Genomic DNA, 23,034 nt, shown 5'->3' with positions numbered 1-23,034 from the left:
CGACGCCCGCGGGGGCGCGGCTGGCCTCGCCGGAGGCGGCCGTGGCACCATCGCGGCTGTGACCAGCAGAAGCGATCCGGCCCAGCGGCTGCGCGACTTCGCGCTGCTGCGCCAGGTGCGTGACCGGATCGATCGGGAGCACGCGCAGCCGTTGAACGTCGAGGCCCTCGCCCGGGGGGTGAACATGTCGGCCGGGCATCTGAGCCGTGAGTTCCGGCTCGCCTACGGTGAGTCGCCGTACGCCTACCTGATGACGCGCCGCATCGAGCGCGCGATGGCGCTGCTGCGCCGGGGGGACCTCAGCGTCACCGAGGTCTGCTTCACGGTCGGGTGCTCCTCGCTCGGCACCTTCAGCAGCCGGTTCACCGAGCTGGTCGGCATGCCGCCCAGCGTCTACCGGCGGGAGGCGGCGAGCGCCACCGCCGGCATACCGTCGTGTCTGGCGCAACAGGTGACCAGACCGGTCAGGAATCGAGAAGCGGGGCCGCCTGGACCGCGTCTAGCGTGATGGCCATGGACATCACCATTCACAGCAGTTTCCTCCCCCACCAGGACCCGGACGCCTCGCTGGCGTTCTACCGCGACACCCTCGGCTTCGAGGTCCGCAACGACGTCGGCTACGACGGGATGCGCTGGCTCACCGTCGGCCCGCCGAACCAGCCGGAGACGTCGATCGTGCTGCACCCGCCGGCGGCGGACCCCGGGATCACCGAGGACGAGCGCCGTACCATCGCGGAGATGATGGCCAAGGGCACCTACGGGGGGATCCTGCTGGCCAGCGCCGATCTCGACGGCGCCTTCGAGCGGCTCCAGGCCGGCGACGCGGACATCGTCCAGGAGCCGACGGAGCAGCCCTACGGCGTGCGGGACTGCGCCGTCCGCGACCCCGCGGGCAACCTGATCCGGGTCCAGGAGCGGCGCTGACCCGCGTCGGGTCCGTCCACACCCGCGGCACCACACCGAAGGCGGGGGCCCCGCCACGACGAGGGAGAGCACATGAGCACGGCCGGGACGCCGCACACGGCGGACAGCCACGAGCTGATCCGGGTGGCGGGCGCACGCGAGAACAACCTCAAGGACGTCCGGATCGAGATTCCGAAGCGGCGGCTGACGGTGTTCACCGGCGTCTCGGGCTCGGGCAAGAGCTCGCTGGTGTTCGGCACGATCGCCGCCGAGTCACAGCGGATGATCAACGAGACCTACAGCGCCTTCCTCCAGGGCTTCATGCCGACGCTGGCCCGGCCCGACGTCGACCTGCTTGAGGGTCTCACCACCGCGATCATCGTCGACCAGGAGCGGATGGGGGCCAACGTCCGCTCCACGGTCGGCACGGCGACCGACGCCAACGCGATGCTGCGGATCCTGTTCAGCCGACTGGGTCAGCCGCATGTCGGCTCGCCCAACGCGTTCTCGTTCAACGTTCCCTCGATCAAGGCGTCGGGCGCGATCACCGTGGAGCGCGGTGACCGCAAGACGGAGCGGAAGACCTTCTCCGTCACCGGCGGCATGTGCCCGCGGTGCGAGGGCATGGGCCGGGTGAGCGACATCGACCTGTCGCAGCTCTTCGACGAGAGCAAGTCGCTCGCCGAGGGCGCGATCACCATCCCCGGCTACAAGGCGGACGGCTGGATGGTGCGGCTGTTCGCCGCTTCGGGCCTGCTCGACGCGGACAAGCCGATCCGCGACTACAGCGAGACCGAGCGGCACGACTTCCTGTACCGCGAGCCGACCAAGATCAAGATCGAGAACACCAACATGACGTACGAGGGGCTCGTGCCCCGCGTGCGGAAGTCGTTCCTCGCCAAGGACCGGGAGGCGATGCAGCCGCACATCCGGGCCTTCGTGGACCGCGCGGTCACCTTCACCGCCTGCCCCGACTGCGGCGGCACCCGGCTCAGCGAGCCGGCCCGCACCTCGCGGATCGGCGGCGTCAACATCGCCGAGGCCTGCGCGATGCAGATCAGCGACCTCGCGGCCTGGGTCTCGCAGCTTGACGAGCCGTCCGTCGCGCCCCTGCTCGGCGCGCTGCGGCACACCCTCGACTCGTTCGTGGAGATCGGCCTCGGCTATCTCTCGCTCGACCGGCCCGCCGGCACCCTCTCGGGCGGCGAGGCGCAGCGCACCAAGATGATCCGGCATCTCGGCTCCTCGCTCACCGATGTCACCTACGTCTTCGACGAGCCGACGGTGGGGCTGCACCCGCACGACATCCAGCGGATGAACGGCCTGCTGCTGCGGCTGCGGGACAAGGGCAACACGGTGCTCGTGGTGGAGCACAAGCCGGAGGCCATCGCGATCGCCGACCATGTCGTCGACCTCGGGCCCGGCGCGGGAGCGGGGGGCGGTTCGGTCTGTTTCGAGGGCACGGTCGAGGAGCTGCGGGCCAGTGACACGCTGACCGGGCGCCATCTCGACGACCGGGCGTCCCTCAAGGAGAAGGTGCGGCAGCCGACCGGCCATATAGAGGTGCGCGGCGCCGCCACCCACAACCTCAGGGATGTCGACGTGGACATCCCGCTCGGGGTGCTCACCGTTGTCACCGGCGTCGCGGGGTCGGGGAAGAGTTCGCTCGTGCACGGTTCGCTGGTCGCCGGCTCCAGGGCCGGCGGAACGGAGGTCGTGGCCGTCGACCAGAGCGCGATCAAGGGCTCGCGGCGGAGCAACCCGGCGACGTACACCGGGCTGTTGGAGCCGATCCGCAAGGCGTTCGCGAAGGCCAACGGCGTGAAGCCGGCGCTCTTCAGCGCCAACTCCGAGGGCGCCTGCCCGCACTGCAACGGCGCCGGGGTCATCTACACCGATCTGGGGATGATGGCCGGCATCACCACCACCTGCGAGGAGTGCGAGGGGCGGCGCTTCCAGGCGGCGGTGCTCGAATACCACTTCGGGGGCCGGGACATCAGCGAGGTGCTCGCCATGTCGGTGGCCGAGGCGGGGGAGTTCTTCGGCGCCGGCGAGGCGCGCACCCCGGCGGCGCACACCATCCTCAAGCGGCTCAACGACGTCGGGCTCGGCTACCTCAGCCTCGGCCAGCCGCTGACCACGCTCTCCGGCGGCGAGCGGCAACGGCTCAAGCTGGCCACGCTCCCCCAGCCTTCGGCCGGGGGGACCCCCTGGGGCGGCCCGGGCGGCGTCTACGTCCTCGACGAGCCGACCACGGGGCTGCACCTCGCGGATGTCGAGCAGCTGCTCGGCCTGCTCGACCGGCTGGTCGACGCCGGCAAGTCGGTCGTGGTCATCGAGCACCACCAGGCCGTCATGGCCCATGCGGACTGGATCATCGACATCGGTCCCGGCGCGGGCCACGACGGCGGGCTGGTCGTCTTCGAGGGCACCCCCGCCGAGTTGGTCGCCGACCGTTCCACCCTCACCGGCGAGCATCTGGCGGCCTACGTCGACGCCTGACGCTCCCTCCCTCTCCGCCCCGGGCCCCGGACGCCGCCGCGTCCGGGGCCCGGGCGTCGTTTCCGACGGCGCACAAGTTCCCGCCCCCCACCAGTTTTCTCCCCCAATTTCCCGTCGGTTGTGGGAAATCCGAAACAGGATCGATGTCTTCCTCTGCGGAGAGAACGTCGTTATTCTTCACGGCAGGGAGCGCGGGGCCACCATGTCGCCACGGGACATTCACCTTGATGACCCGTCGGCGAGCCATACGGAAAACGGAGTTGTGTGATGGCAGAGGTCTCCGAATCGGCGGTCTCCTCCCCAAAACGGGAGCGAAAGCGCCGGGCTCGCTTCGACTGGGCCGGTCTCCGCGCCGATCTTCGGGCCGCGGTGCCCGATGCCTCGCTGGCCCTGGTGATCACCGGGTTGATCTACTGGCTGCTCTATGTCCGCGTGGAGAACGGCAGTTCGGCGACGATCAAGATCATGCCGATGCTCGCGGACGCCGACAAGTTCTGGATGTACTGGATGTGCCAGGCATTCGGCTGGTCGGCGATGCTGTGGGCCTACATCACCGTGGTGTTCGGGCTGATGCGCTCGGGGCCACGCCCCCGCTGGGGCTGGCTGCCGGCCGCCCGCCTGGAGAAGTGGCACCGCACCACCAGCCTGACCACCATCGGGCTGATGTTCATGCACGCGTTCTTCTTCTTCACCGACCAGATCAGGGACAACCGGGAGAGCTGGTCGTTCGGGCGCAGTGTGTGGACGGCCTTCGTCGACAGCTTCGTGCCCGGCGGATACGCCACCGGCACCGGGCGGGTCGCCATCCTGGTCGGGCTGCTCGCGCTCTACCTCGCCATCCCGCTGGGCCTGGCGTTCTACCTGCGCCACCGCACCGGCCCCCGGATGTGGCTGGCCGTGCACCGCTTTGTCATCGTGGTCTATATCCTCAGCGCCTGGCACACCCTGCTGTACAGCAGCCAGGCATGGTACGACGGCCCGTTCCGCACCTTCCTCTGGCTGACCCAGATACCCATCGCCGGTCTACTGCTCTGGCGGCTGCTCTCCCCGGCCCGCTCGGGCGAGCGGCTCCGGCTGGGCGAGTCGAGCCGCCGCGACCGCGCGTTGCCGATCAGCGCGCGGCTGGCCGGCCGGATCGTGGTGGGGGCCACCCTCCTCGGCCTGGTGGCGGTCGTCGTCACCGGCATCGACGGCGGTCGCTCCCCCGAGGGCGGTTCCTCCCCGCCGCCCTGGCCGGAGAAGTGGGTGCTCTGGCTGGGCCTGCTGCTGTTCACGCTGGCCGTCGTCGCCGTCGTCATCCGCCTGCGCCCTCGCGGGAACGCCGGCACCCGAAAGCCCGCCCAGGACGAGGAGCCGGCGGCGACCTCCCCGGCCGACCGGAGTTGACGTCGCGTCACCTGACAACGGTTTTCCTTGCGCCCTTTTTCGCCCGTCGGGAATTACCGCCGGGCCCTGGACGGGGAAATGCCCGAGGGCGCGAAAAGATCCTTCGGCGGTGTCGCCTGGAAGCGGGAGAAAGTTCCCGGCGATTTCGTCGCCGCCCCTCTCCGCCGCGTTGTTTCCGCTTTCCGGACGGCGTCGGGTGTAGTAACCGTCCAGGTTGGTACCCGTCGGCCATGACTGACCCGAACCCGGATCCCGATCCGGATCACACGCCCGGGTACCGTCCGGGCGCCCCAGGCCGCGTCGGTGAGACCGCGCCGGGCGAGACGCCGCCGGCGGAGAGCGGCACCTCGTTCACAGGCCCCGACGAGGAGCCCGCCCCGAGCAGGGGCTGGGCCGCCGTGCCGCTCACCGCCGTCTGGGTGCTGACGGCGCTCTTCGTGGCGTTCTTCGTCGTCTACGCGATCTGGATCTGGATCGACTGAGGGCCTGTCCGGCCGGCGCCCCCGGCTACGCTGGCTGGCCGAAACAGGGCGGCGCGTGGAGGGGGACGGCGATGGGCGGCGGCGCGCGGCGCGTGGTGGGCACCGAGACGAGGAGCCCGGCGGGCGAGCCGCGCATCCCGTTCGGCATCGTCGGCGAGGCCGAGACGCTGACCCGCCCCACCCGCTGGACCGCGCACAGCCACCCGGTGCACGAGCTGATCTGGAGCGTGCGGGGGGTGCTCAACGTCTCGATCGGCGCCCGGCGTTGGGCGCTGCCGACGCGGGTCGGCCTGTGGATACCGGCCGGCGTCGGACACGCCGGCAGCGCGGCGGACGGCACCAGCTACCACGCCGGCTTCTTCGCCCCGTCCGCCGCCACCGATGTGCCACGTGAGCCGGTCCCGGTCGAGGTCACTCCGCTGCTCCACGAGCTGCTGCTGCATCTGACGGACGCCGAGCTCGCCCCGGACGCCAGGGCGCGGGCCGAGGCGGTCGTCTTCGACCTGCTGCGTCCGGCCCCACGTGACCACCATGTGGTGCTGCCGGACGACCCCAGGGTCCGGGAGATCGCGGCGGCCGTCGCGGCCGATCCGGCCGACGAGCGCGGCCTGGCCGACTGGGCCGCGCAGCTCGGGGTGAGCACCCGGACGCTGGCCCGCGCCTTCGCCGACTCCACCGGGCTGAGCTTCTCCGCGTGGCGTGCGGTGCTCCGGGTGCATCTGGCGCTCGCGCTGCTGGCCGGGGGAACCCCGGTGGCCGAGGTGGCGCGGGCCGTGGGCTACACCAGCCCGAGCGCGTTCACCGTCGCCTTTCGGCGGGTGACCGGCCATGCGCCGAGCGCGCACCACCAGGCGCAGCTGTCCGATCCGCGATAGCCGGCGTCACATCGGCGCGATTGCGCCACTTGGGGGCCCCGCATACGATGAGCCCACTTAGGGATGCCTAACCTAACTTCAAGGGCGGTTCCCTTGTTGGATCGCCCCGTTGACCCCTGTTCCTCCCCGCACTCCCCCGTTGTCCCCTTCACCGCCCCGGAGCACGAGCATGCCACCCACGGCGTCGCCCGCCGTCGCGCAGGACGCTGACCTGGCGCGCGAGCGGCCTTCGCGCCCCGGCGCGCGCGCCGTCGTGCTGGGCTGTTCGCTGCTGCTGATCGCGCTGGTCGCGGCCAGCCTGCTGGTCGGCTCGGGGTCGATCGGCATCGCCGAAACCATCGACGCCCTGCTCGGGCGCGGCAGCGGGGACACCACGACGGAGCTGCTGATCCGCGAGTACCGGGTGCCGAGGACCGTACTGGCGCTGCTGGTCGGGGCCGCCCTCGGCCTGGCCGGCGCCGTCATGCAGGCCCTGACCCGCAACCCGCTGGCCGACCCCGGGCTGCTCGGCGTCAACGCCGGCGCCTACGCGGCCGTCGCGTTCGGCGCCGCGTTCCTGGGGGTGAACGGCACCGACCGCCAGGTCTGGCTCGCGCTGGCCGGCGCCGCCGCGACCGCGGTGCTCGTGTACACGGTCGGCACCGGCGGCCGTGGCTCGCACGGCGCGGCGAAGCTGGTGCTCACCGGCGTCGCCGTGGGCGCCGTGCTCAGCGGCCTCGCCTTCGCCGTCACCCTGATCGATCCCGAGACCTTCGACCGCGTCAGGTTCTGGCAGGTCGGCTCCCTCCAGGGGCGGCAGTGGGACACCGTCCTCGCGATCCTGCCGTTTGTGGGCGCCGGCACGCTGCTGGCGCTGGCGCTGCCCCGCTCGCTCAACAGCCTGGCGCTGGGCGACGACGCGGCGGCCTCGCTCGGCACCAGGGTGGTGACCACCCGGCTGACCGGCCTGCTCGCGGTGACGCTGCTCTGCGGCGCGGCGACCGCCGCCGCGGGGCCCATCTCGTTCCTCGGACTGCTGGTCGCACACGGCGTCCGCGCCGTCGTCGGGCCCGATCTGCGGCGGATACTGCCGGCCAGCCTGCTGGCGGCGCCGGTCCTCTTCCTCGCCGCCGACATCCTGGGCCGGGTGCTGGTCCCGGCCGAGCTGCCGGTCGGCGTCGTCACCGCCTTCCTGGGCGCGCCGCTGCTGATCGCGCTCACCCGCCGGCGCCCAGGGGGCGCGCGGTGAACACGACCGAACGGATCTGGCCGGCGCGCACCCGGCTGCTGCGCCTGCCCTGGCCCGACGCCTGGGCCCGGGTCGACCTGCGGGTCGCCGCCGTCAGCGCGCTGCTGGCGCTCGTCGCGCTCGCCGTCTGCCTCTGGTCGCTGACCATCGGCGAACTGGCCATCGCGCCGAGCGAGGTGCTGGCCGCCCTGGCCGGCGACGCCGACGAAGGGGTCACCCGGGTCGTGCGGGAATGGCGGCTGCCACGCGCGCTGATCGGGCTGCTCGGCGGCGCGGCGCTGGGCGCCAGCGGAGCGATCTTCCAGTCCCTCACCCGCAATCCGCTGGGCAGCCCCGACATCATCGGCTTCAACGCCGGCGCCTACACCGGCACGCTGCTCGCCGCGCTGCTGATCGGCGGCAGCGAGCTCGGCACCACCGCGGGCGCCCTGCTCGGCGGCATCGGCACCGGGCTGCTGGTCTATGTGCTCGCGTTCCGCCACGGCGTCCAGGGCTATCGGCTGATCGTCGTCGGCGTCGGGGTGAGCGCGCTGCTCACCTCCCTCAACAGCTATCTGCTGGTCAACCTCCGGCGTGAGGATGCCATCGCCGCCGCCACCTGGGGCGCGGGCTCGTTCAACGACGTGGGCTGGTCCGAGGTGTGGCCGGTGCTGATCGCCGCGGCGCTGCTGCTGCCGGCCGGTCTGGTGCTGACCGGCCGGATGCGGCTGCTCGAACTGGGCGACGACGCGGCGCGGGCCCTGGGCGTGCCGGTCGAGCGGACCCGGCTGGCGATGCTGCTGGTGGGCATCGGGCTCACGGCCGTGGTCACGGCGGTGGCCGGGCCGATCGCCTTTGTCGCGCTGGTCGCGCCCCAGCTGGCGATGCGGCTGACGAGGGCCGGCGGGGTCCGGCTGCTGCCGGCCGCCGCCATGGGCGCGCTGCTGCTGACCTGCGGGGACCTGATCGCCCGCACCGTGATCGCCCCGTCCCAGCTGCCGGTCGGCGTGGTCACCGTCTGCCTTGGCGGTGCCTATCTGGTCTGGCTGCTGTGGTCATCCTCCCGAAGGGGAACGGCGTGATGAGCCCGACGACCGCCCCGCACCGCCCCCGACCGCGACCAGGACCGACACGTTGACCGAGGCCGAGACGTTGACCGACACCCTCCTCCCACCCGAAGCGGGCCCCGGCGGCGCGCCGCTCGGCGCCCGCGGGCTGACCGCCGGATACGACCGGCGCACCATCCTGACCGACCTCGACGTGGACATCCCGGACAACTCGTTCACGGTGATCGTGGGTCCCAACGCCTGCGGCAAGAGCACCCTGCTGCGGGCCCTGGCGCGGCTGCTGCGCCCGGAGGCCGGCCTGGTCCTCCTGGCGGACGAGGACATCGCGCGGCTGAAGACCAAGGAACTGGCCCGCAGGCTGGGCCAGTTGCCGCAGAGCCCCACCGCGCCCGACGGCATCACCGTGGTCGATCTGGTCTCCAGGGGACGGCATCCGCACCAGTCGCCGCTCCGGCCCTGGTCCACCAGGGACGAGGCCGCCGTCCGGGACGCGCTGGCAGCCACCGGGCTGACGCCGCTCTCCAGCCGGCTGGTGGAGGAACTCTCCGGCGGGCAGCGCCAACGGGTGTGGATCGCGATGGTGCTGGCGCAGCAGACCGACCTGCTGCTCCTGGACGAGCCGACCACCTTCCTCGACCTGGCCCACCAGCTGGACGTGCTGGATCTCTGCGCCCAACTGCACCGGGAGGGCCGGACCCTGGTGGTCGTGCTGCACGACCTCAACCAGGCCGCCAGATACGCCACCCATCTGATCGCCATGAAGGACGGCCGGATCGTCGAGCGGGGAGCGCCGGGCGAGGTCGTCACCGAGCGGCTGGTCGCCGAGGTCTTCGGCGTTCCCGCACGGGTCATCGACGATCCGGAGACCGGCACCCCGCTGGTGATCCCCCGCGCCGACCGGCCCTGGCGCCCCCGCCTCTGAACCCGCGCGCCTCCGCACCCCGTACCCCTCCGCCCCTCTCACCCGAAGGACCGTCACGCCATGAACTCCCTGATCCGCTTCCCCCGTGCCACGGCCGTCGCCGCCGGCGCCGCCGCGCTCGGGCTGCTGCTGACCGCCTGCTCAAGCGACGACGACGGCGAGGGCGACGGCGCCACCGACAACGCGGCCGGCGGCGGTGAGCTGCTCGCCTCGGTGGAGACCACGTTCGGCACCGTGGACATCCCGCGGCCCGAGGACGGCGAGCTGACCGTGGTCGCGCTCGGCTGGTCGGACGCCGAGGCGGCGCTGGCGCTCGGCGTCACCCCCGTCGCCGTCTACGACTGGCTCGGCTTCGGCGAGGAGCAGAAGGGCGTGGGCCCCTGGGCCAGCGAACTCTTCGGGGCTGAGACCCCCGAGGTGATCGAGAACGTTAACCAGGCGCTCAACTACGAGCAGATCCAGTCGCTTGAGCCGGATCTGATCCTCAACACGCGCTCCGCCAACGACGAGGAGCAGTACGAGCGGCTCTCCTCCATCGCGCCCACCGTCTCGCCCCCCGCCGACACCCCGGCCTACGCCACCCCGTGGGAGACGCAGACCAGGCTGGTCGCCGAGGCGCTCGGCCGGGAGGAGGACGGCGAGCGGCTGGTGACCGAGGTCGAGGAGCGGATCGCCGAGGCCGCCGCCGAACACCCCGAGTTCGAGGGGGTCGGCGCGGTCACCGGATCCAAGTTCGGCGAGGCGTACGGAGCCAGCCTGCCGGGCGACGCGCGCTTCGACCTGCTGGCCCAGCTCGGCTTCGAACTGCACCAGCCCGTCGCCGAACTCCCGTCGTCCGAGGGCTTCTACGCGCCGGTCGCGACCGAGCAGGTGGAGGTGCTGGACGCCGAGCTCGCGGTGCTCTTCCCCATCGGCTACACCCTGGACGAGCTGCTCGACGACCCGCTGCTCCAGTCCCTCCAGGTGGTCAGGGACGACCGCGCCGTCTTCCTGGACGGCGAGGGCGAGATCTCCCAGGCGTTCAGCGCGGCCAGCGTGCTCTCCATCCCGCTGGCGCTCGACGGACTGCTGCCCCAACTGGCCTCGGCCGTCGCCACCGACTGAGCGGTCGACCGGCCACGCGCGGGAGACGCCGCCCCGTGCCTCAGCTTCGGGCCGGGGCGGTGCTGTCCCGCACCACCAGGGTGGTGGCCAGTTCGACGCGGGGGCTCTCCGGCTTCTCGCCGTTCATCAGCCGGACCAGCGTGCGCAGGGCGCTGCCGCCCATCTCCTTCAGCGGCTGACGCACCGTCGTGAGCGCGGGGGAGACCCAACGCGCCTCCGGCAGATCGTCGAAGCCCACCACGCTGATGTCGTCGGGCACCCGAAGGCCGGCGCCGGCGATGGCCTCATAGCCACCGATGGTCATATGGTCCGAGCAGATGAACATGGCGGTCGGCCGGTCGGGCAGCTCCAGCAGCGCCCGCACCTGCTCGGCGCCGCTGGCCCGGTCATAGGTGCCGTGCCGCACCTGCTCCGGGGCTACGTCGAGCCCCGCCGCCGCCATCGCGGAGCGGTAACCCGCCATCCTGGCCCGGGCGTACAGATGGTGCGGCGGCCCCGTGACCAGCGCGATGTTCCGGTGCCCCCGTTGCAGCAGATGAGTGGTCGCCTCGTAGGCGCCCGCCCAGTTGGTGGTGCCCACCGACATCACGTCCGGCGGCGGATCGCTCAGCGGATCGATGACCACACAGGGCACCCGCGCCTGGGCCAGCCGCCCCAACTGGTCCTGGCTGGGCTCGATCAGCCCCAGCACCACACCCGCGCTGCCGCGCTCCAGCACCCGGTCCACCCAGTCCTGCGCCCGGTGGTTGGTGGCCGCCTCGGACGAGCGGGCGACGGAGATCGCCACATGCACGCCCGCCTCGTACGCCGCCGCCTCCATGCCGCTGGCGACACTGGCCGGCCAGGAGCCGTCGAGCCCGCTCAGCACCAGATCCACGGTGCGGATCCCGGGCTCGGACGCGGACGTGCCACGGCGCACATAGTGGTGCCGGCGCAGCGCGTCGTCGACCTTGGTCCTGGTGTCCCGCGAGACGTCGTCCCGTCCGTTGAGCACCTTGGAGACGGTGGAGATCGACACGCCCGCCATCTCGGCGATGTGCGCCAGCGTGGGGCGGGGCATCCTGCTTTCGGTCACGAGTCCATTCTCTGCTCTTCCGATACTTTTCGAGACACTGTAATCCGAGGAAGCCCAGGGCCCGCACGGACGCCGTCCCCCAGGAGCCGGCCGCCCAGGCAGCGCGGCCACGGACGGTGACCAGGTCCCGTCCCCTCCCATGTCTTGACGGGCCGACGCCCGACATCTAGCTTCCCTACGACTTGTTTTCGAAAACTGATCGACACCGTGCCGACTCCCACGCCCGGCCCGCTGCCGACGCGGGGCGCGACCTTGAGCGGTACTCCCGACTGGAGAGCCCATGTCGTCACCGTCACTCCCCCCGCCGCTGCGTGTCACCGTATGGAACGAGGGCCGCCACGAACAGCTGGACCCCGAGGTCGCCAAGAGATATCCGCACGGCATCCACGGCGCCGTCGCCGAGGGGATCGAGGAGCATCTGGGCCAGCGGGTCCTGGTGCGCACCGCCACGTTCGACGATCCCGAGCACGGGCTGACCCAGGAGGCGCTCGCCGAGACCGACGTGCTGACCTGGTGGGGGCAGCTGACCCACCGCGAGGTGTCGGACGAGGTGGTGACCCGGGTCCACCGCCGGGTCCTCGCCGGCATGGGCCTGATCGTGCTGCACTCCGGGCACTGGTCGAAGATCTTCACCCGGCTCATGGGCACCACCTGCACCCTGCGCTGGCGCAACGCCGCGGAACGCGAGCTGGTGTGGACCGTCGCCCCCACCCATCCGATCGCCGCCGGGGTGGATCATCCGATCGTCATCGACCAGCAGGAGACCTATGGCGAGTTCTTCGACATACCCGCGCCCGAGGAGCTCGTCTTCGTCAGCTCCTTCACGGGCGGCGAGGTCTTCCGCAGCGGCTGCACGTTCCGGCGCGGGAAGGGCCGGATCTTCTACTTCAGCCCCGGCGACCAGGAGTACCCCGTCTACCACCATCCGCAGGTGCGGCGGGTGATCGCCAACGCCGTCGCCTGGGCCGCCCCCGAAGCGATCAGCGCGGTGCCCCGGCTCACTCACAGCGAGGCCGGTTGGTTCGAGAACGGCGGCGGGACGGCGTGACCGGAGCCCGGTTCGCCACCCTGCCCGACGACGGCGCACCGCTGCGGGTGCTGGTGGTGGGGGCCGGCGCCATGGGCCGCGCCTGGCTGCGCGCGGTGCTGGAGGCCCAGGACACCGCGCTGGTCGGGCTGGTCGATCTCACCCCGGCCAAGGCGACGGCGGCGCTGGCGGAAGCGGGCCGCGCCGAGGTGCCGGTCTCCACCGACCTCGCCGCGCTGGCCCGGCGGACCCGTCCGGACGCCGTCATCGACGTCACCGTGCCGGAGGCGCATCTGCCGGTGACCCTCCAGGCACTGTCGCTCGGGCTGCCGGTGCTGGGCGAGAAGCCGCTGGCCGGGACGCTCCCCGAGGCGCTGCGGCTGACCGCCGCCGCGGAGGCGACCGGCCGGCTCCTGATGGTCAGCCAGTCCAGGCGCTACCACCCGGAGCTGTTCGCCCTCAGGGAGCGAGCCAGGGGGCTCGGCCGGATCGGCGTGCTCGGCACGGAGTTCTTCCGGGCGCCCACGTTCGGCGGTTTCCGCGAGACCATGGCGCAGCCGCTGCTGGTGGACATGGCGATCCACGCGTTCGACACCGCCAGATGGCTGGTGGACGCGGCGCCGATCGCGGTCCACTGCGCGTCGTACAACCCGCCCTGGAGCTGGTACGAGGGCGACGCGGGCGCGACCGCCGTCTTCGAGATGGCGAACGGCGCGCGCTATGTCTACACCGGCAGTTGGTGCAGCCCGGGCGCCGAGACCTCGTGGAACGGCCGCTGGCGGCTGAGCGCCGAACACGGCTCGGCGCTGTGGGACGGCACGGGGCCGCCGCTGGTCGAAGGCGCCCCGTCGCCCGGCCCGGACGCCGAGGTGAAGAGGCCGGCGGGGAAGGGGATCGCCGGCTCGCTCGCCGAGTTCGTCCGCGCGCTGCGCACCGGGCACACCCCGATGGGCGAGGTGCACGACAACGTGTGGACGCTGGCCATGGTGTGCGCCGCGGTCGAGTCCGCGACGCGGGACCGGCGGGTGGTGATCGGCGACCTGCTGGAGGCCGCCCACCGGGAGGCGTTGGCCACGGCCGGCGCCGTGGAACGGGAGCGGCTGGCCGGCTGGCCGTCCGCGGTGGCCGCGCTCGGCTGACCCGGCGAACCGGCCACCAGGGCCCGCCCGGCCGCCCCCGAAGGGGGACGACCGGGCGGAACCCGAGTGCGGGCGGATCACGAGGGCTCAGTCCTCGGTGATGCCCTGACCGATGAACTCAACCCAGTTGACGTTGAGTTCGCCGGTCGTCTTGACGAAGTACAGCGTGCCGCTCTCGGTCACCGAGTCGCCGCTCACCGCACCGGTGAAGTCCTGGTAGACCTGCCAGTCACCGGTGGACTCCATCTCGATGGTCGCCACCGTCGGCCCGGTGTCCGGGTTCCCGGTGCGGACCTCGACGGTCGCGCCCAGCTGGTTGGTGGCCGCGCGCAGACCGATCTCGTCGATGTTGGTGAGGTTGGCCGGCTCCCAGGCCCACCAGTCACCGTCGTCGATATGGCCGATGTTCTTGCCACCGCCGGCCGAGTCGCCGGTGTCCTCGATCGAGACGCCCGGGTCACCGCCGCCGCCGGCGGACTCGATCCGGCCGGTGCTGTCGAAGTACTCGGCCTCCCGGTGCTTGGGCTGGAGCACCAGCACCTCCTGGGTGGTCAGCGCCGGAGCGTCGCCGTTGCCCTGGTCGGTGTAGGTGACGGTGACGGTGCCGAAGATGTTGGCACCGATGTGCCCCTCGTCGCCGGGCAGCGGGAAGGTGCCGGAGCACCCCCGGTACTGCTCGTAGCCGTGGGAGTGCTCGTCATGGCCGAGCCCGGGCTGCACCACCACGTCCTGGCAGTCGACCTCGCCGTCCTCCGCGTCGGTGACGGACACCTCGTAGGCGATGGTGTCGCCGAAGTCGAAGTACCCGCCGTCGACCGGGGCGGTGACCTCGATCACCGGAGCGGTGTTGCCCGACACGATGGTCAGGTTGGACACCGCGGAGCTGCCGTCGGCGTCGGTCACGGTGAGCCGCGCGGTGTACCCGCCCGGCTCGGTGTAGGTGTGACTGCCCGTCGCCTCGGTGCTGTCCACGGTGCCGTCACCGTCGAAGTCCCACGCGAACGTCACGGGTGTGCCGTCCGGGTCGTGCGACCCCTCGGAGTCGAAGTTGACCTCCAGCGGAGCGGGCCCCGAGGTGCGGTCCGCGGTGATCTTCGCGACGGGGGAACGGTTCCCCTGCACGTAGTCGAGGCGGTAGACGCCGGAGTCGCTGTTGTCGCCGCCGAAGCCGCTGCCCCACTCGATGATGTAGAGCGCGCCGTCGGGGCCGAACTCCAGGGCGTGCGGACGGTTGAAGCCGATGTCCTCGAAGATCCGCGTCACCTCGGTGACCGAGTCACGCGCGTCGTCGAGCTGGAGGGAGAACAGCCGGCTGTCGTTCCAGTCGGCGAACACCACGTTGCCGTCGAAGTCCGCCGGCCACTTGCGGTCCGAGTCGAGCTCCGGGTCGAAGGCGTAGGCACCGCTGGTCATCGGGGCGCCGCTGCCGCCGATCTCCGGCGAGCCCGTGGTGGACTTGCCCATCCACAGCTCCGCCGGGATGGCGGCCGGAAGCTCCGTCACCCCGGTGTTGTTCGGCGAGTCGTTGACCGGCGCCGCACAGTCGAACGCGTCGCCCGAGGTGCTGGTGGCGAAGTCGTAGTCGATGTACGGGGTGTTGTCGCCGACGCAGTAGGGCCAGCCGTAGAAGCCCGGCTCGTTGACGATGTTCCACTCGACCCGGCCGTCGGGGCCCCGGTCCTCGCTCACATTGCCGGCGTCGGGCCCGTAGTCGGCGACGTAGAGGCCGTCGGTGGTCGGGTCGATGCCGATCCGGAACGGGTTGCGGAAGCCCATGGCATAGATCTCGGCCCTGGCGTTCTCCGTGCCCTCGGCGAAGAGGTTCCCGTCGGGGATGGTGTAACTCCCGTCCGGCTGCGGGGTGATGCGCAGCACCTTCCCGTTGAGCACCGCGCTGTTGGCCGAGGTGCCCTGCGCGTCCCAGGCGGCACGCCCCTCCTGCTCGTCGATCGGCGTGTAGCCGTCCGAGGCGAACGGGTTGGTGTTGTCGCCGGTCGCGATGTAGAGGTTGCCCTGGGTGTCGAACTCCAGGGCCCCACCGGCGTGGCAGCACTCCTGACGCTGGGTGCCGACCTCCAGGACCACCTGCTCGCTCGCCGGGTCCAGCGTGTCGCCCTGGACGGTGAACCGGGAGACGCGGTCGATCTCCTCGGTGCCGGCCGGCGAGTAGTAGAGGTAGAGCCAGCCGTTGTCGGCGAAGCCCGGGTCCAGGGCGATGCCCAGCAGACCGAACTCCTGCCCGGTGTAGACGGCGAGCGTGCCGGCGGTGGCCACCGAGCCGTCCGTGCCGATCACCTTCACGGCGCCGTTGCGGTCGATGTAGAAGACGCGGCCGTCGTCGGCGACCGCCAGCTCCATCGGGTTGCTGGTGTTGTCGTCCAGCGTCACCTTCTCGAAGCCCTCGTCCAGCGGCTCGGTGGAGCCGGCGCAGTCGGCCGCCACCACACCGGCCGCGGACTGGATGCCGCCGAGCAGATGCGCGAGGAACTCGGGCTCCTCGAAGGACTCCTGGGTGTGGCCCATGCCCGTGTACCAGGCGCGCCCCGAGTCGACGTCCTTGCACCAGGAGATCGGGTGATCGTCCCCCATGGTGCCGCCGTTGTAGCTGCTCTCGTCCAACGTGGCGAGGACGCGTGCGTCGTCCCTCGGGTTGGGCGCGTAGTCGTACCACTCGTCGTGCCGCTCGAACTCGGCGGGCAGCGAGGCGGTCGACGGGTGGTCGGCGTCCTCCACCTGGATGGTGGCGGTCTGCGGCTCGGGGTGGCCGGCGAAGTAGCCGCCAACCAACTCGCCGTACCAGGGCCAGTCGTACTCGGTGTCGGCCGCCGCGTGCACACCGGCGTAGCCGCCACCCGCGGAGATATAGCGCTCGAAGGCGCCCTGTTGGTCGTCGTCCAGCACGTCACCCGTGGTGGAGAGCCAGATGACGACCTCGTACTGAGCCAGCTCCTCGTCGTTGAAGACCGCCGCGTCCTCGGTGGCGGTGACATCGAAACCGTGCTCGTCACCGAGCGCCTCGATGGCGGCGATCCCGGCGGGGATGGAGTCGTGCCGGAAACCCTCGGTCTTGCTGAAGACGAGGGCGTTGAAGGTCTCAGCTCCATGGCCCGGGTGCGCGACGGCGACGCCGGCACCCACCAGTAGGGCCAGGGAGACGGCGGCCACGCGCGCCGCTGGTCTGAGCGTTCGCTGGGCTTTTGCTCTCAACACTGCTCCTCACTGAACAGGTGGGGGTGTTGGGCTCCTTCGCGGTTCCGGGGCGGCTCCCCGGGCGTGAGGACCCTGCTGGGCGGGTGGGTCGGCCAGGGGCCGGACCAGCCCGGTCCCCCGCCGCGCGGCGGGGCCACGGGCGGGAAGTCTGCGGGTAGGGGGCTACGCGGGTGGACGGCTCTGGTCGGTCACCTGGCCAGGGGGCGGGGGCGGGGGCGGCCAGGTCGGGCCTCGGTCAGCGGCTGCCCCACAGCAGGCCGCGCTCGGTGATGGCGCGCACCTCGGGGACGGCGAAGTCGTCGAGGCCGTGGCCGATGGTGGAGACGAAGACCCGTCCCCGTCCCCACCGCCTGGTCCACACCGCGGGGATGGCGACGGGGCGTTCCCTGGCCTCGTCCGCCTCGAAGGTGACGGTCGCCAGCACGTCGTTCAGCGGGTCGGCGTGCACCCAGTAGGGCGGGGTCGGCACGTCGAAGTCCCGCAGTCCGGCGATGACGGGATGGTCGGGGTGCTCGCCGGAGAGCCGCACCCGCTGCCGGTCGGGGCCCGGCATGTCCACCACCGCCTGACCGCCGACCAGCAGCCGGTAGGACGGCTCGCCGGGGAAGGCGTCCAGGATCCCGCCGTGCCACCCGGCGAAGCCGGTGCCGCCGCGCACGGCGGCGGCCAGGCCCTCGCTCTCCGCCCGGGTGATGTCGCCCAGCGTCCAGCACTGCACGATCAGGTCCGTCTGGGCGAGCAGTTTCTCGTCCTCGTAGACCTCCAGGGACTCCTCGACCAGGATCCGAAAGCCGTTCTCGCGGAGGAAGGACATGAAGAGGTTGGTGGTCTCTCGGGGCTGGTGACCCTCCCAGCCACCGCGCACCACGAGCACCTGCCGCCTTCCGGGGGCCATAGGGTTCCCCGCTCCTTTCACGCTGCGCTGTTCCCGTCGCCTGCCATGCCACGCGATCGAAATATTTCGAAAAAAATCGCTTACCGCGCGAGAACTGTAGAAAGCGCTGTCGGGGCCGTCAAGACTTCGCACCGAGTCCCGGGAAACATTTCGAAAATAATCGGTACTGTCCGGTTGGCGGGGCCCGGCGCGGGGCGGGCTGGCGCGGTGGCGGGGGCGGCGCGGGGCGGCACCGGCGGCCAGGCACGGGCTCGGGGCTTAATGCGTGGCCTGGCCGGCGGCGGCCCTGTCAGGCTGACGGCATGGGCTCCATCGAACCGCCGCCCCGCGACCTCCGGGAGCTGTGCCGTCTCGAACAGCGGGAACAGCGGGAACAGCACGGGCAGCACGGGCAGCGTCTCAAGTACCTCTACTTCTGGGGGCATCGCGCCCGCCCGGGCGCGGGCCCAGGGCCCTGGTGCCTCAGCCAGTGGTGGCCCGTCCCGTTCACCGTCGAGGGCGTCGCCTACCCGAGCGCCGAGCACTACATGATGGCGGCCAAGGCGCGGCTCTTCGGGGACGAGGAGACGGCCGCCCGCGTCCTCGCGGCGCCGCACCCAGGGGCGGCCAAGGACCTGGGCCGGCAGGTCTCCTCCTTCGACGAGGAGACCTGGCACGCCCGACGCTTCGCCATCGTCGTCCGGGCCAGCACGGCGAAGTTCGGCCAGCACCCGGAACTCCGCGACTACCTGCTCTCCACCTCGGGCCGGGTGCTCGTCGAGGCGAGCCCCCTCGACCGGATCTGGGGCATCGGCCTGACGGCGGACGACGAACGGGCGGCCTCGCCGTCCCGCTGGCGCGGACAGAACCTGCTGGGCTTCGCCCTGATGGCGGCCAGGGAAGCGCTCGCCGACGCCCCAGGGGAGGACGTCAGAACAGGGTGACCTCCTCGGGGGCCGCCAGCTCGGCCAGCAGCTCGGGGCCGTTGTTGCGCACATTGCTGACCCGCGTGGACACCGGGTAGGCGCGGAAGGACCCGGGCGGCGGCGGGGTCAGCAGGCCGCGTATCCCCTCCGGCTCCCGCAGCGCCGGATCCAGCCAGGCGTCCCACCGCTCCGGCGGCAGCGCCAGCGGCATCCTGGGATGGATGTCGGCCAGCGTGCGCGGCCCCTCCCCGGCCTCCCCCTCGGCCCGCTCCGGCAACGGGGTGCCCTCCGCCTCCGTGGTGACCACCGTGCAGGTGGCCCACCAGGCCGCGGGGTGGTCGTCCGGGAGGGAGGAGTCGCGCCAGAACTCGTAGAGCCCGGCGAGCGCCATCACGGAGCCGTCGAGCGGAGTGACGAAGTACGGCTGCTTCCTCGGGCGCTTGCGCTTGCCCTTCTCCTCCTCGACCCGCTCGGCGTCGCCGGTGACCCACTCGTAGTACCCGTCGGCCGGCAGCAGACAGCGGCGGGCCACGAAGGGGCGGCGGTAGGCCGGCTTCTCATGCACCGTCTCCGCCCTGGCGTTGATCATCCGGGCGGCGCCGTCCGGCGACTTGGCCCAGGAGGGCAGCAGGCCCCAGCGGAGCTTCCGCAGCTGGCGCACCGGCGTCGGCCCCGCCTCCTTCACCGGCCGCTCCAGAACGGCGTACACCTCCTTGGTGGGCGCCACGTTCCAGTCCGCCGACAGGGGCTCCGCCGGGTCGAGCAGCTCGACGTCGAAGAGGCCGGCCAGATCCTCGGGCCGCCTGCTCGCCGCATACCGTCCACACATGGCGCCCAAGCGTAGTGCGGCGGTCTGACAACGTGCGCCAGACGTCCGGGCTCCGCGCCGCCGCACCCGCGACCACCTGGGGCGACCTGCGAGGACCCGTCCGAGCAAGGCGCCCTGACCGGACAACGCCGCGGCCTGGCCCCGTGGTTGACCGCGTCCGGCGCCCCGCAGCCCCCTCCGGACGCCGGTTTGGGCGACGCTATGGTGTTCGCCACCCCCACTGGTCCATCGCAACGAAACGGGGAGCCATGGACTACTGCGAAGCGTGTCGCCGTCATATCAACGGCGCTCTGATCTGCCCCGGCTGCGGAGAGTTGGCCGCCTGGTCCATGTCCGCTCCCGACTCGGGCGACGCCGCCGACGCTCCCGACCCCACGACCGGGACCAGACCCACGGCCGAGGCCGGCTCCACGGCCGAGCGGTCCCAGCACGCCGCGCCCTCCCCGCACGCCGAGCCCGCACCCGCGCCGACGCGGGCGCGTCCTACCGCGTCCCAGCGCGAGGCCGCGCCGACGCGCCCCCACCAGGCCGCGCACGCCGCCCCTCCCGGGGACGACGCCGACAGGACGTCCCCGGCCGCGCGCGGGGGACGGGCCGGGCGGCGGCGCGCCGGCCACGCCGCCAGCCGCAACACCAGGCGCCGCTACCTGCTGGCCGCCGTGCTGGGCCTGGCGGTGCTGGGGATAGCGGTCGCCGAGGTCGGCGAGGTGGTGCTGCCCACCGGCGGCTCGGGTCAGGAGCGGGACGTCGAGGCCGTCGTCAGCTCGTCGCCGCTTGAGGGGTCGACGGACGAGTCGTCGTCCGCCGACCCGGAGCGGTCGCCCGGGGAGCCGACCGTCGAGCCCTCGACCGAGGCGGCCGAGTCCGACCCCTCGCCCGAGGAGTCGGCCGACGCCGGGGCGTCGCCCCCGGCCGAGGAGCCGACGCCGGTCGAAGAGGGCGGCACCGTCCAGCCCCGGCCCACCGCCGAGGAGCCGACGGCCCCCGAGCCGCCCGAGGAGCCGACCCCGGGGGACCCGGGAGACCCGGGGGACCAGCCCCCGCCGCCCCAGGAGCCCGAGCCCACCACGCCACCGGACGACGATGACGGCGGCGGCGGCGATGAGGACGACGACACCTGCGTGCTCTTCTGGTGCTGGTGACCCCACGCCGCCGAGGGCCGGTGGCGGGACATGCCGAAGGCCCTGGTGCGCTCTCACCAGGGCCTTCGGTGTCCGGTGGGTCAACGGAGGGGATCACCCACCGAGCTTTCGCCTCTCGGCCACCTACCCCTCGTCCCCGAAGAGGTTGGTGTAGGTCGCCAGGGCGATGGCGATGTCCGCCTGCGCCCAGAAGCGGTGGTACGTGAACGTCGGAGCGTCTCCACCGTTGAGGTACTCCTCCACCTGCGGCCAGTCGGGGTCGTCGTGGTAGAAGGACCGGAGCGACTCGAAGGTCGAACCGGGCTCGACGACATCCCCGTTGGGCATGGTGCCACTGAAGCCGGCCGGCACATAGACCTCGTCACCGAAACGACCGAAGTCCTCACGGGTCTCCTCGGTGGCCACCCCGAGGCCGTCGGAGTTCGCCACCAGGGCGTCCAGCAGCCCGGCCGCGGTCTCCTGCGCGGCGGTGTCACCGCTGGCAGCCGCGTAGAACGCCAGCGTGTTGGCCAGCGAACCGGCGACGCCCACGTCCTGCGAGTGGCTGGCGACGGTCACATGCAGACCGGAGTTGGCGCCCGGGTTGTCCGGGTTCCAGGTGTCCGGCTGACCGGACCACGACAGGGTGGCCGGGATCGCGAAGTCGGCACCGTTGCCCACGGTCACCTCGGGCAGCACCCAGGCGACCCACTTGTCCAGCACCTCGCCGGCGAGCGCGTCGCCCGACTCGTAGTAGTACTCGGCCAGACGCTGCATGGACCACGCCTGCATGCCGAACCACTCGTTGGACGGCGGGTCGTGGTAGACCGGGTCCTCGTCGTACCACATGCCGTAGAAGGTGGACGTGCCAGCCGGCGGCTCGGCGTAGGCGCCGTCCCAGCTGTTGTTGGCGCCACCGGCGATGCCGCCCTCGTCGGACTGCAACCACCGGTAGAACTCGACCATCCGGTCCAGGCTGGCCCCCCAGTCGTCGCCCGCGGTCGGCGAGTCGGGGATCAGCGCGGAGTCGTTGGAGAGCGCGTAGGCGGCCAACGGGTTCTGGTAGCCGAAGTGGTTGAAGCTGGAGCCGATGCGCCAGGCCCAACCGGCCGAGGCGTCGAGCGCGCCGCCCCAGGCGAAGTACCAGGACATCAGGTACTGCGAGCTGTTCTTGCCGCTGCCGGCCGGGCATTCCGTCGGCCCGACGCACTCGCCGACCTGCTTGAAGTACTTGTCGTACATCGAGTACCGCAGATAGTCGCCCAGTTCGGCGGCCTTCTCCACGGTCGCGGCGACAGCGCCCTGGTTGCCCTGCTCCGTCGCCCACTGGTTGGCCCAGTAGGCCGCCTGCACCGCGCGGGCGTCGGCGTCCGGAGCGTTGGTGTAGCGCCACTGGCTGGCGTACTCGGCGTCGTCCGTGAACAGGTCGAGGTAGCCGTTCTCACCACCGAACGTGAAGTCCTCGCAGGACGGGTGCGGAACGGTCTCCCACACCGACTCCTGCGAGCCGCGCTGGAAGGTGTTGATGAACGAAGGACCCTCGGCGTTGCCACCGCACGGGTCGCCCGGCGTGTTGCCGAAGCCGTAGACGTTGTCCACGTCCTGCAACCAGTGCATCGCGTAGATGTCGTCGGTGCCGTAGGTGGACGACAGCTCGTTGGCGAGCGGGTCGTCGCCCACCGGAACGTTCCCGTCCAGCGGCGCCGGGTAGTTCGACGGATCCGTGAACTCCGGCGCGTAGGTCGCCGGCGACGAGGGGTCGTAGAAGCCGTTGGTCGGCTGATCCACGGCCCCCGGGATCATGTACTCCTCCATCAGCGCCCAGGAGTCGTTGAACGGCCCCCAGTCGCCGGTGACCTGGCCGTACTGCGCCTCCAGCCAGATCAGGTAGGAGTAGGCCTCCGACGTGGTCTCGTGCCCGTGGTCCGGCGCCTCCACGATCAGCGTCTCGACCGCGTGGTAGGGGATGCCCTCGGGGGAGAAGTAGCCGTTGGCCGGATCCTTGATCTTGTCGTACAGCTCAAGGAACTGGTCTTCGTACTGCTGCGCGTCTATGCCGTCCGCAGCCGAGGGAGCGGCGGTGCCGCTGCCTGCCAGGGTCAGCCCCAGCGGCAGGGACAGCGCCACGGCACCGGCCACCCAGAGGCGGCGGCTCTTCTTGCGTGATCTCGCTCTTGTTGAAGTCTCGACGGGAGATCCACGGTGGACTCGCATCGAACCTCCTCGCGGCTCGGTGGGGGGAGAAGGCGCCCGTCAGGTGACGTGCACCCAGGCCAGTGGGAGCGCTCCCAAGAATCGGAGCATTACCTGGACACGTCAACCCCTGCGGCAAATCCCATGCTTAAGGGGCAGGTCAGCAGCGAATTCTTGAACGACCCCTTGGCG

19 protein-coding genes are annotated in these 23,034 nt (G+C 71.8%); 14 read left to right on the top strand and 5 right to left on the bottom strand.

Annotated elements, in window-relative coordinates; genetic code table 11:
- The first annotated feature begins 58 nt into the window (after window positions 1–58).
- From K4G22_RS20310 to K4G22_RS20265, 10 genes are all read left to right on the top strand, one after another.
- A complete protein-coding gene (locus K4G22_RS20310; RefSeq protein ID WP_228081717.1) occupies window positions 59–508 on the top strand; it encodes a helix-turn-helix transcriptional regulator in 450 nt (149 codons plus the stop codon).
- Window positions 509–513: 5 nt separating this feature from the next.
- Entirely contained in the window at window positions 514–924 is a 411-nt protein-coding gene (locus K4G22_RS20305) for a VOC family protein (protein ID WP_228081716.1), read from the top strand.
- 72 nt (window positions 925–996) lie between these two features.
- Window positions 997–3,405 (top strand): excinuclease ABC subunit UvrA, encoded by a 2,409-nt coding sequence (locus K4G22_RS20300; protein WP_228081715.1) that lies wholly within the window; start codon window positions 997–999, stop codon window positions 3,403–3,405.
- 267 nt (window positions 3,406–3,672) lie between these two features.
- Window positions 3,673–4,791, top strand: a complete 1,119-nt coding sequence (locus K4G22_RS20295) for a ferric reductase-like transmembrane domain-containing protein (RefSeq protein ID WP_228081714.1) — start codon at window positions 3,673–3,675, stop codon at window positions 4,789–4,791.
- 230 nt (window positions 4,792–5,021) lie between these two features.
- Complete coding sequence (locus tag K4G22_RS20290) at window positions 5,022–5,273, top strand: DUF6480 family protein (RefSeq protein WP_228081713.1); 252 nt, start codon at window positions 5,022–5,024, stop codon at window positions 5,271–5,273.
- Window positions 5,274–5,344: 71 nt separating this feature from the next.
- Window positions 5,345–6,148, top strand: coding sequence for a helix-turn-helix domain-containing protein (locus tag K4G22_RS20285; protein WP_228081712.1), 804 nt, complete (start codon window positions 5,345–5,347; stop codon window positions 6,146–6,148).
- Window positions 6,149–6,317: 169 nt separating this feature from the next.
- Window positions 6,318–7,376 carry an iron chelate uptake ABC transporter family permease subunit gene (locus tag K4G22_RS20280; RefSeq protein ID WP_228081711.1) on the top strand — a complete coding sequence of 353 codons (1,059 nt, stop codon included), beginning with the start codon at window positions 6,318–6,320 and terminating at the stop codon, window positions 7,374–7,376.
- Window positions 7,373–8,437, top strand: coding sequence for a FecCD family ABC transporter permease (locus K4G22_RS20275; protein WP_228081710.1), 1,065 nt, complete (start codon window positions 7,373–7,375; stop codon window positions 8,435–8,437). Before K4G22_RS20280 ends, K4G22_RS20275 begins: the two co-directional genes overlap by 4 nt.
- Before the next feature lie 70 nt (window positions 8,438–8,507).
- Entirely contained in the window at window positions 8,508–9,344 is an 837-nt protein-coding gene (locus tag K4G22_RS20270; RefSeq protein ID WP_425336802.1) for an ABC transporter ATP-binding protein, read from the top strand.
- 60 nt (window positions 9,345–9,404) lie between these two features.
- On the top strand, window positions 9,405–10,448 hold the full coding sequence (locus tag K4G22_RS20265; protein ID WP_228081709.1) for an ABC transporter substrate-binding protein: 1,044 nt from the start codon (window positions 9,405–9,407) through the stop codon (window positions 10,446–10,448).
- Window positions 10,449–10,488: 40 nt separating this feature from the next.
- Here K4G22_RS20265 and K4G22_RS20260 read toward each other — a convergent pair whose 3' ends face one another.
- Window positions 10,489–11,508: a LacI family DNA-binding transcriptional regulator gene (locus K4G22_RS20260; RefSeq protein ID WP_228084166.1), complete on the bottom strand. Its 1,020-nt coding sequence runs from the start codon at window positions 11,506–11,508 to the stop codon at window positions 10,489–10,491.
- A gap of 295 nt (window positions 11,509–11,803) precedes the next feature.
- Between K4G22_RS20260 and K4G22_RS20255 the strand changes: the two genes are divergently transcribed.
- A complete protein-coding gene (locus K4G22_RS20255) occupies window positions 11,804–12,571 on the top strand; it encodes a ThuA domain-containing protein (RefSeq protein ID WP_228081708.1) in 768 nt (255 codons plus the stop codon).
- The gene (locus K4G22_RS20250) at window positions 12,568–13,689 is read left to right on the top strand and encodes a Gfo/Idh/MocA family protein (RefSeq protein WP_228081707.1); all 1,122 of its coding nucleotides are present in this window, start codon (window positions 12,568–12,570) and stop codon (window positions 13,687–13,689) included. Before K4G22_RS20255 ends, K4G22_RS20250 begins: the two co-directional genes overlap by 4 nt.
- An 87-nt stretch (window positions 13,690–13,776) precedes the next feature.
- Here the strand turns inward: K4G22_RS20250 and K4G22_RS20245 are convergent, their stop codons facing one another.
- Window positions 13,777–16,896 carry a ThuA domain-containing protein gene (locus K4G22_RS20245; protein WP_228081706.1) on the bottom strand — a complete coding sequence of 1,040 codons (3,120 nt, stop codon included), beginning with the start codon at window positions 16,894–16,896 and terminating at the stop codon, window positions 13,777–13,779.
- Window positions 16,897–17,134: 238 nt separating this feature from the next.
- On the bottom strand, window positions 17,135–17,794 hold the full coding sequence (locus tag K4G22_RS20240) for a ThuA domain-containing protein (protein WP_228081705.1): 660 nt from the start codon (window positions 17,792–17,794) through the stop codon (window positions 17,135–17,137).
- Between the two features lie 302 nt (window positions 17,795–18,096).
- Between K4G22_RS20240 and K4G22_RS20235 the strand changes: the two genes are divergently transcribed.
- The gene (locus tag K4G22_RS20235; protein ID WP_228081704.1) at window positions 18,097–18,717 is read left to right on the top strand and encodes a riboflavin biosynthesis intermediates N-glycosidase; all 621 of its coding nucleotides are present in this window, start codon (window positions 18,097–18,099) and stop codon (window positions 18,715–18,717) included.
- On the opposite strand, the gene K4G22_RS20230 is transcribed toward K4G22_RS20235, so the two are convergent.
- Window positions 18,704–19,528, bottom strand: coding sequence for an SOS response-associated peptidase (locus K4G22_RS20230; RefSeq protein ID WP_228081703.1), 825 nt, complete (start codon window positions 19,526–19,528; stop codon window positions 18,704–18,706). The two genes, K4G22_RS20235 and K4G22_RS20230, sit on opposite strands and share 14 nt — an antisense overlap.
- A 248-nt stretch (window positions 19,529–19,776) precedes the next feature.
- Here K4G22_RS20230 and K4G22_RS20225 point away from each other — a divergent pair, with 248 nt between their 5' ends.
- Window positions 19,777–20,670 carry an SCO2400 family protein gene (locus K4G22_RS20225; RefSeq protein WP_228081702.1) on the top strand — a complete coding sequence of 298 codons (894 nt, stop codon included), beginning with the start codon at window positions 19,777–19,779 and terminating at the stop codon, window positions 20,668–20,670.
- A 123-nt stretch (window positions 20,671–20,793) separates the two neighbouring features.
- Here the strand turns inward: K4G22_RS20225 and K4G22_RS20220 are convergent, their stop codons facing one another.
- Window positions 20,794–22,863, bottom strand: coding sequence for a glycoside hydrolase family 48 protein (locus tag K4G22_RS20220; RefSeq protein ID WP_322785116.1), 2,070 nt, complete (start codon window positions 22,861–22,863; stop codon window positions 20,794–20,796).
- Window positions 22,864–23,034 lie beyond the last annotated feature (171 nt).

The sequence above is a fragment of the Streptomyces profundus genome, assembly GCF_020740535.1.
In the GTDB taxonomy this organism is placed as follows: Bacteria; Actinomycetota; Actinomycetes; order Streptomycetales; family Streptomycetaceae; genus Streptomyces; species Streptomyces profundus.
This window is presented reverse-complemented; position numbering and strand designations above follow the sequence as displayed.

Coding starts and splice junctions, on each gene's coding strand:
- K4G22_RS20305 (WP_228081716.1), top strand. CDS start 514: ATGGACATCACCATTCACAGCAGTTTCCTCCCCCACCAGGACCCGGAC.
- K4G22_RS20300 (WP_228081715.1), top strand. CDS start 997: ATGAGCACGGCCGGGACGCCGCACACGGCGGACAGCCACGAGCTGATC.
- K4G22_RS20295 (WP_228081714.1), top strand. CDS start 3,673: ATGGCAGAGGTCTCCGAATCGGCGGTCTCCTCCCCAAAACGGGAGCGA.
- K4G22_RS20290 (WP_228081713.1), top strand. CDS start 5,022: ATGACTGACCCGAACCCGGATCCCGATCCGGATCACACGCCCGGGTAC.
- K4G22_RS20285 (WP_228081712.1), top strand. CDS start 5,345: ATGGGCGGCGGCGCGCGGCGCGTGGTGGGCACCGAGACGAGGAGCCCG.
- K4G22_RS20280 (WP_228081711.1), top strand. CDS start 6,318: ATGCCACCCACGGCGTCGCCCGCCGTCGCGCAGGACGCTGACCTGGCG.
- K4G22_RS20265 (WP_228081709.1), top strand. CDS start 9,405: ATGAACTCCCTGATCCGCTTCCCCCGTGCCACGGCCGTCGCCGCCGGC.
- K4G22_RS20260 (WP_228084166.1), bottom strand. CDS start 11,508: ATGCCCCGCCCCACGCTGGCGCACATCGCCGAGATGGCGGGCGTGTCG.
- K4G22_RS20255 (WP_228081708.1), top strand. CDS start 11,804: ATGTCGTCACCGTCACTCCCCCCGCCGCTGCGTGTCACCGTATGGAAC.
- K4G22_RS20240 (WP_228081705.1), bottom strand. CDS start 17,794: ATGGCCCCCGGAAGGCGGCAGGTGCTCGTGGTGCGCGGTGGCTGGGAG.
- K4G22_RS20235 (WP_228081704.1), top strand. CDS start 18,097: ATGGGCTCCATCGAACCGCCGCCCCGCGACCTCCGGGAGCTGTGCCGT.
- K4G22_RS20230 (WP_228081703.1), bottom strand. CDS start 19,528: ATGTGTGGACGGTATGCGGCGAGCAGGCGGCCCGAGGATCTGGCCGGC.
- K4G22_RS20225 (WP_228081702.1), top strand. CDS start 19,777: ATGGACTACTGCGAAGCGTGTCGCCGTCATATCAACGGCGCTCTGATC.
- K4G22_RS20220 (WP_322785116.1), bottom strand. CDS start 22,863: ATGCGAGTCCACCGTGGATCTCCCGTCGAGACTTCAACAAGAGCGAGA.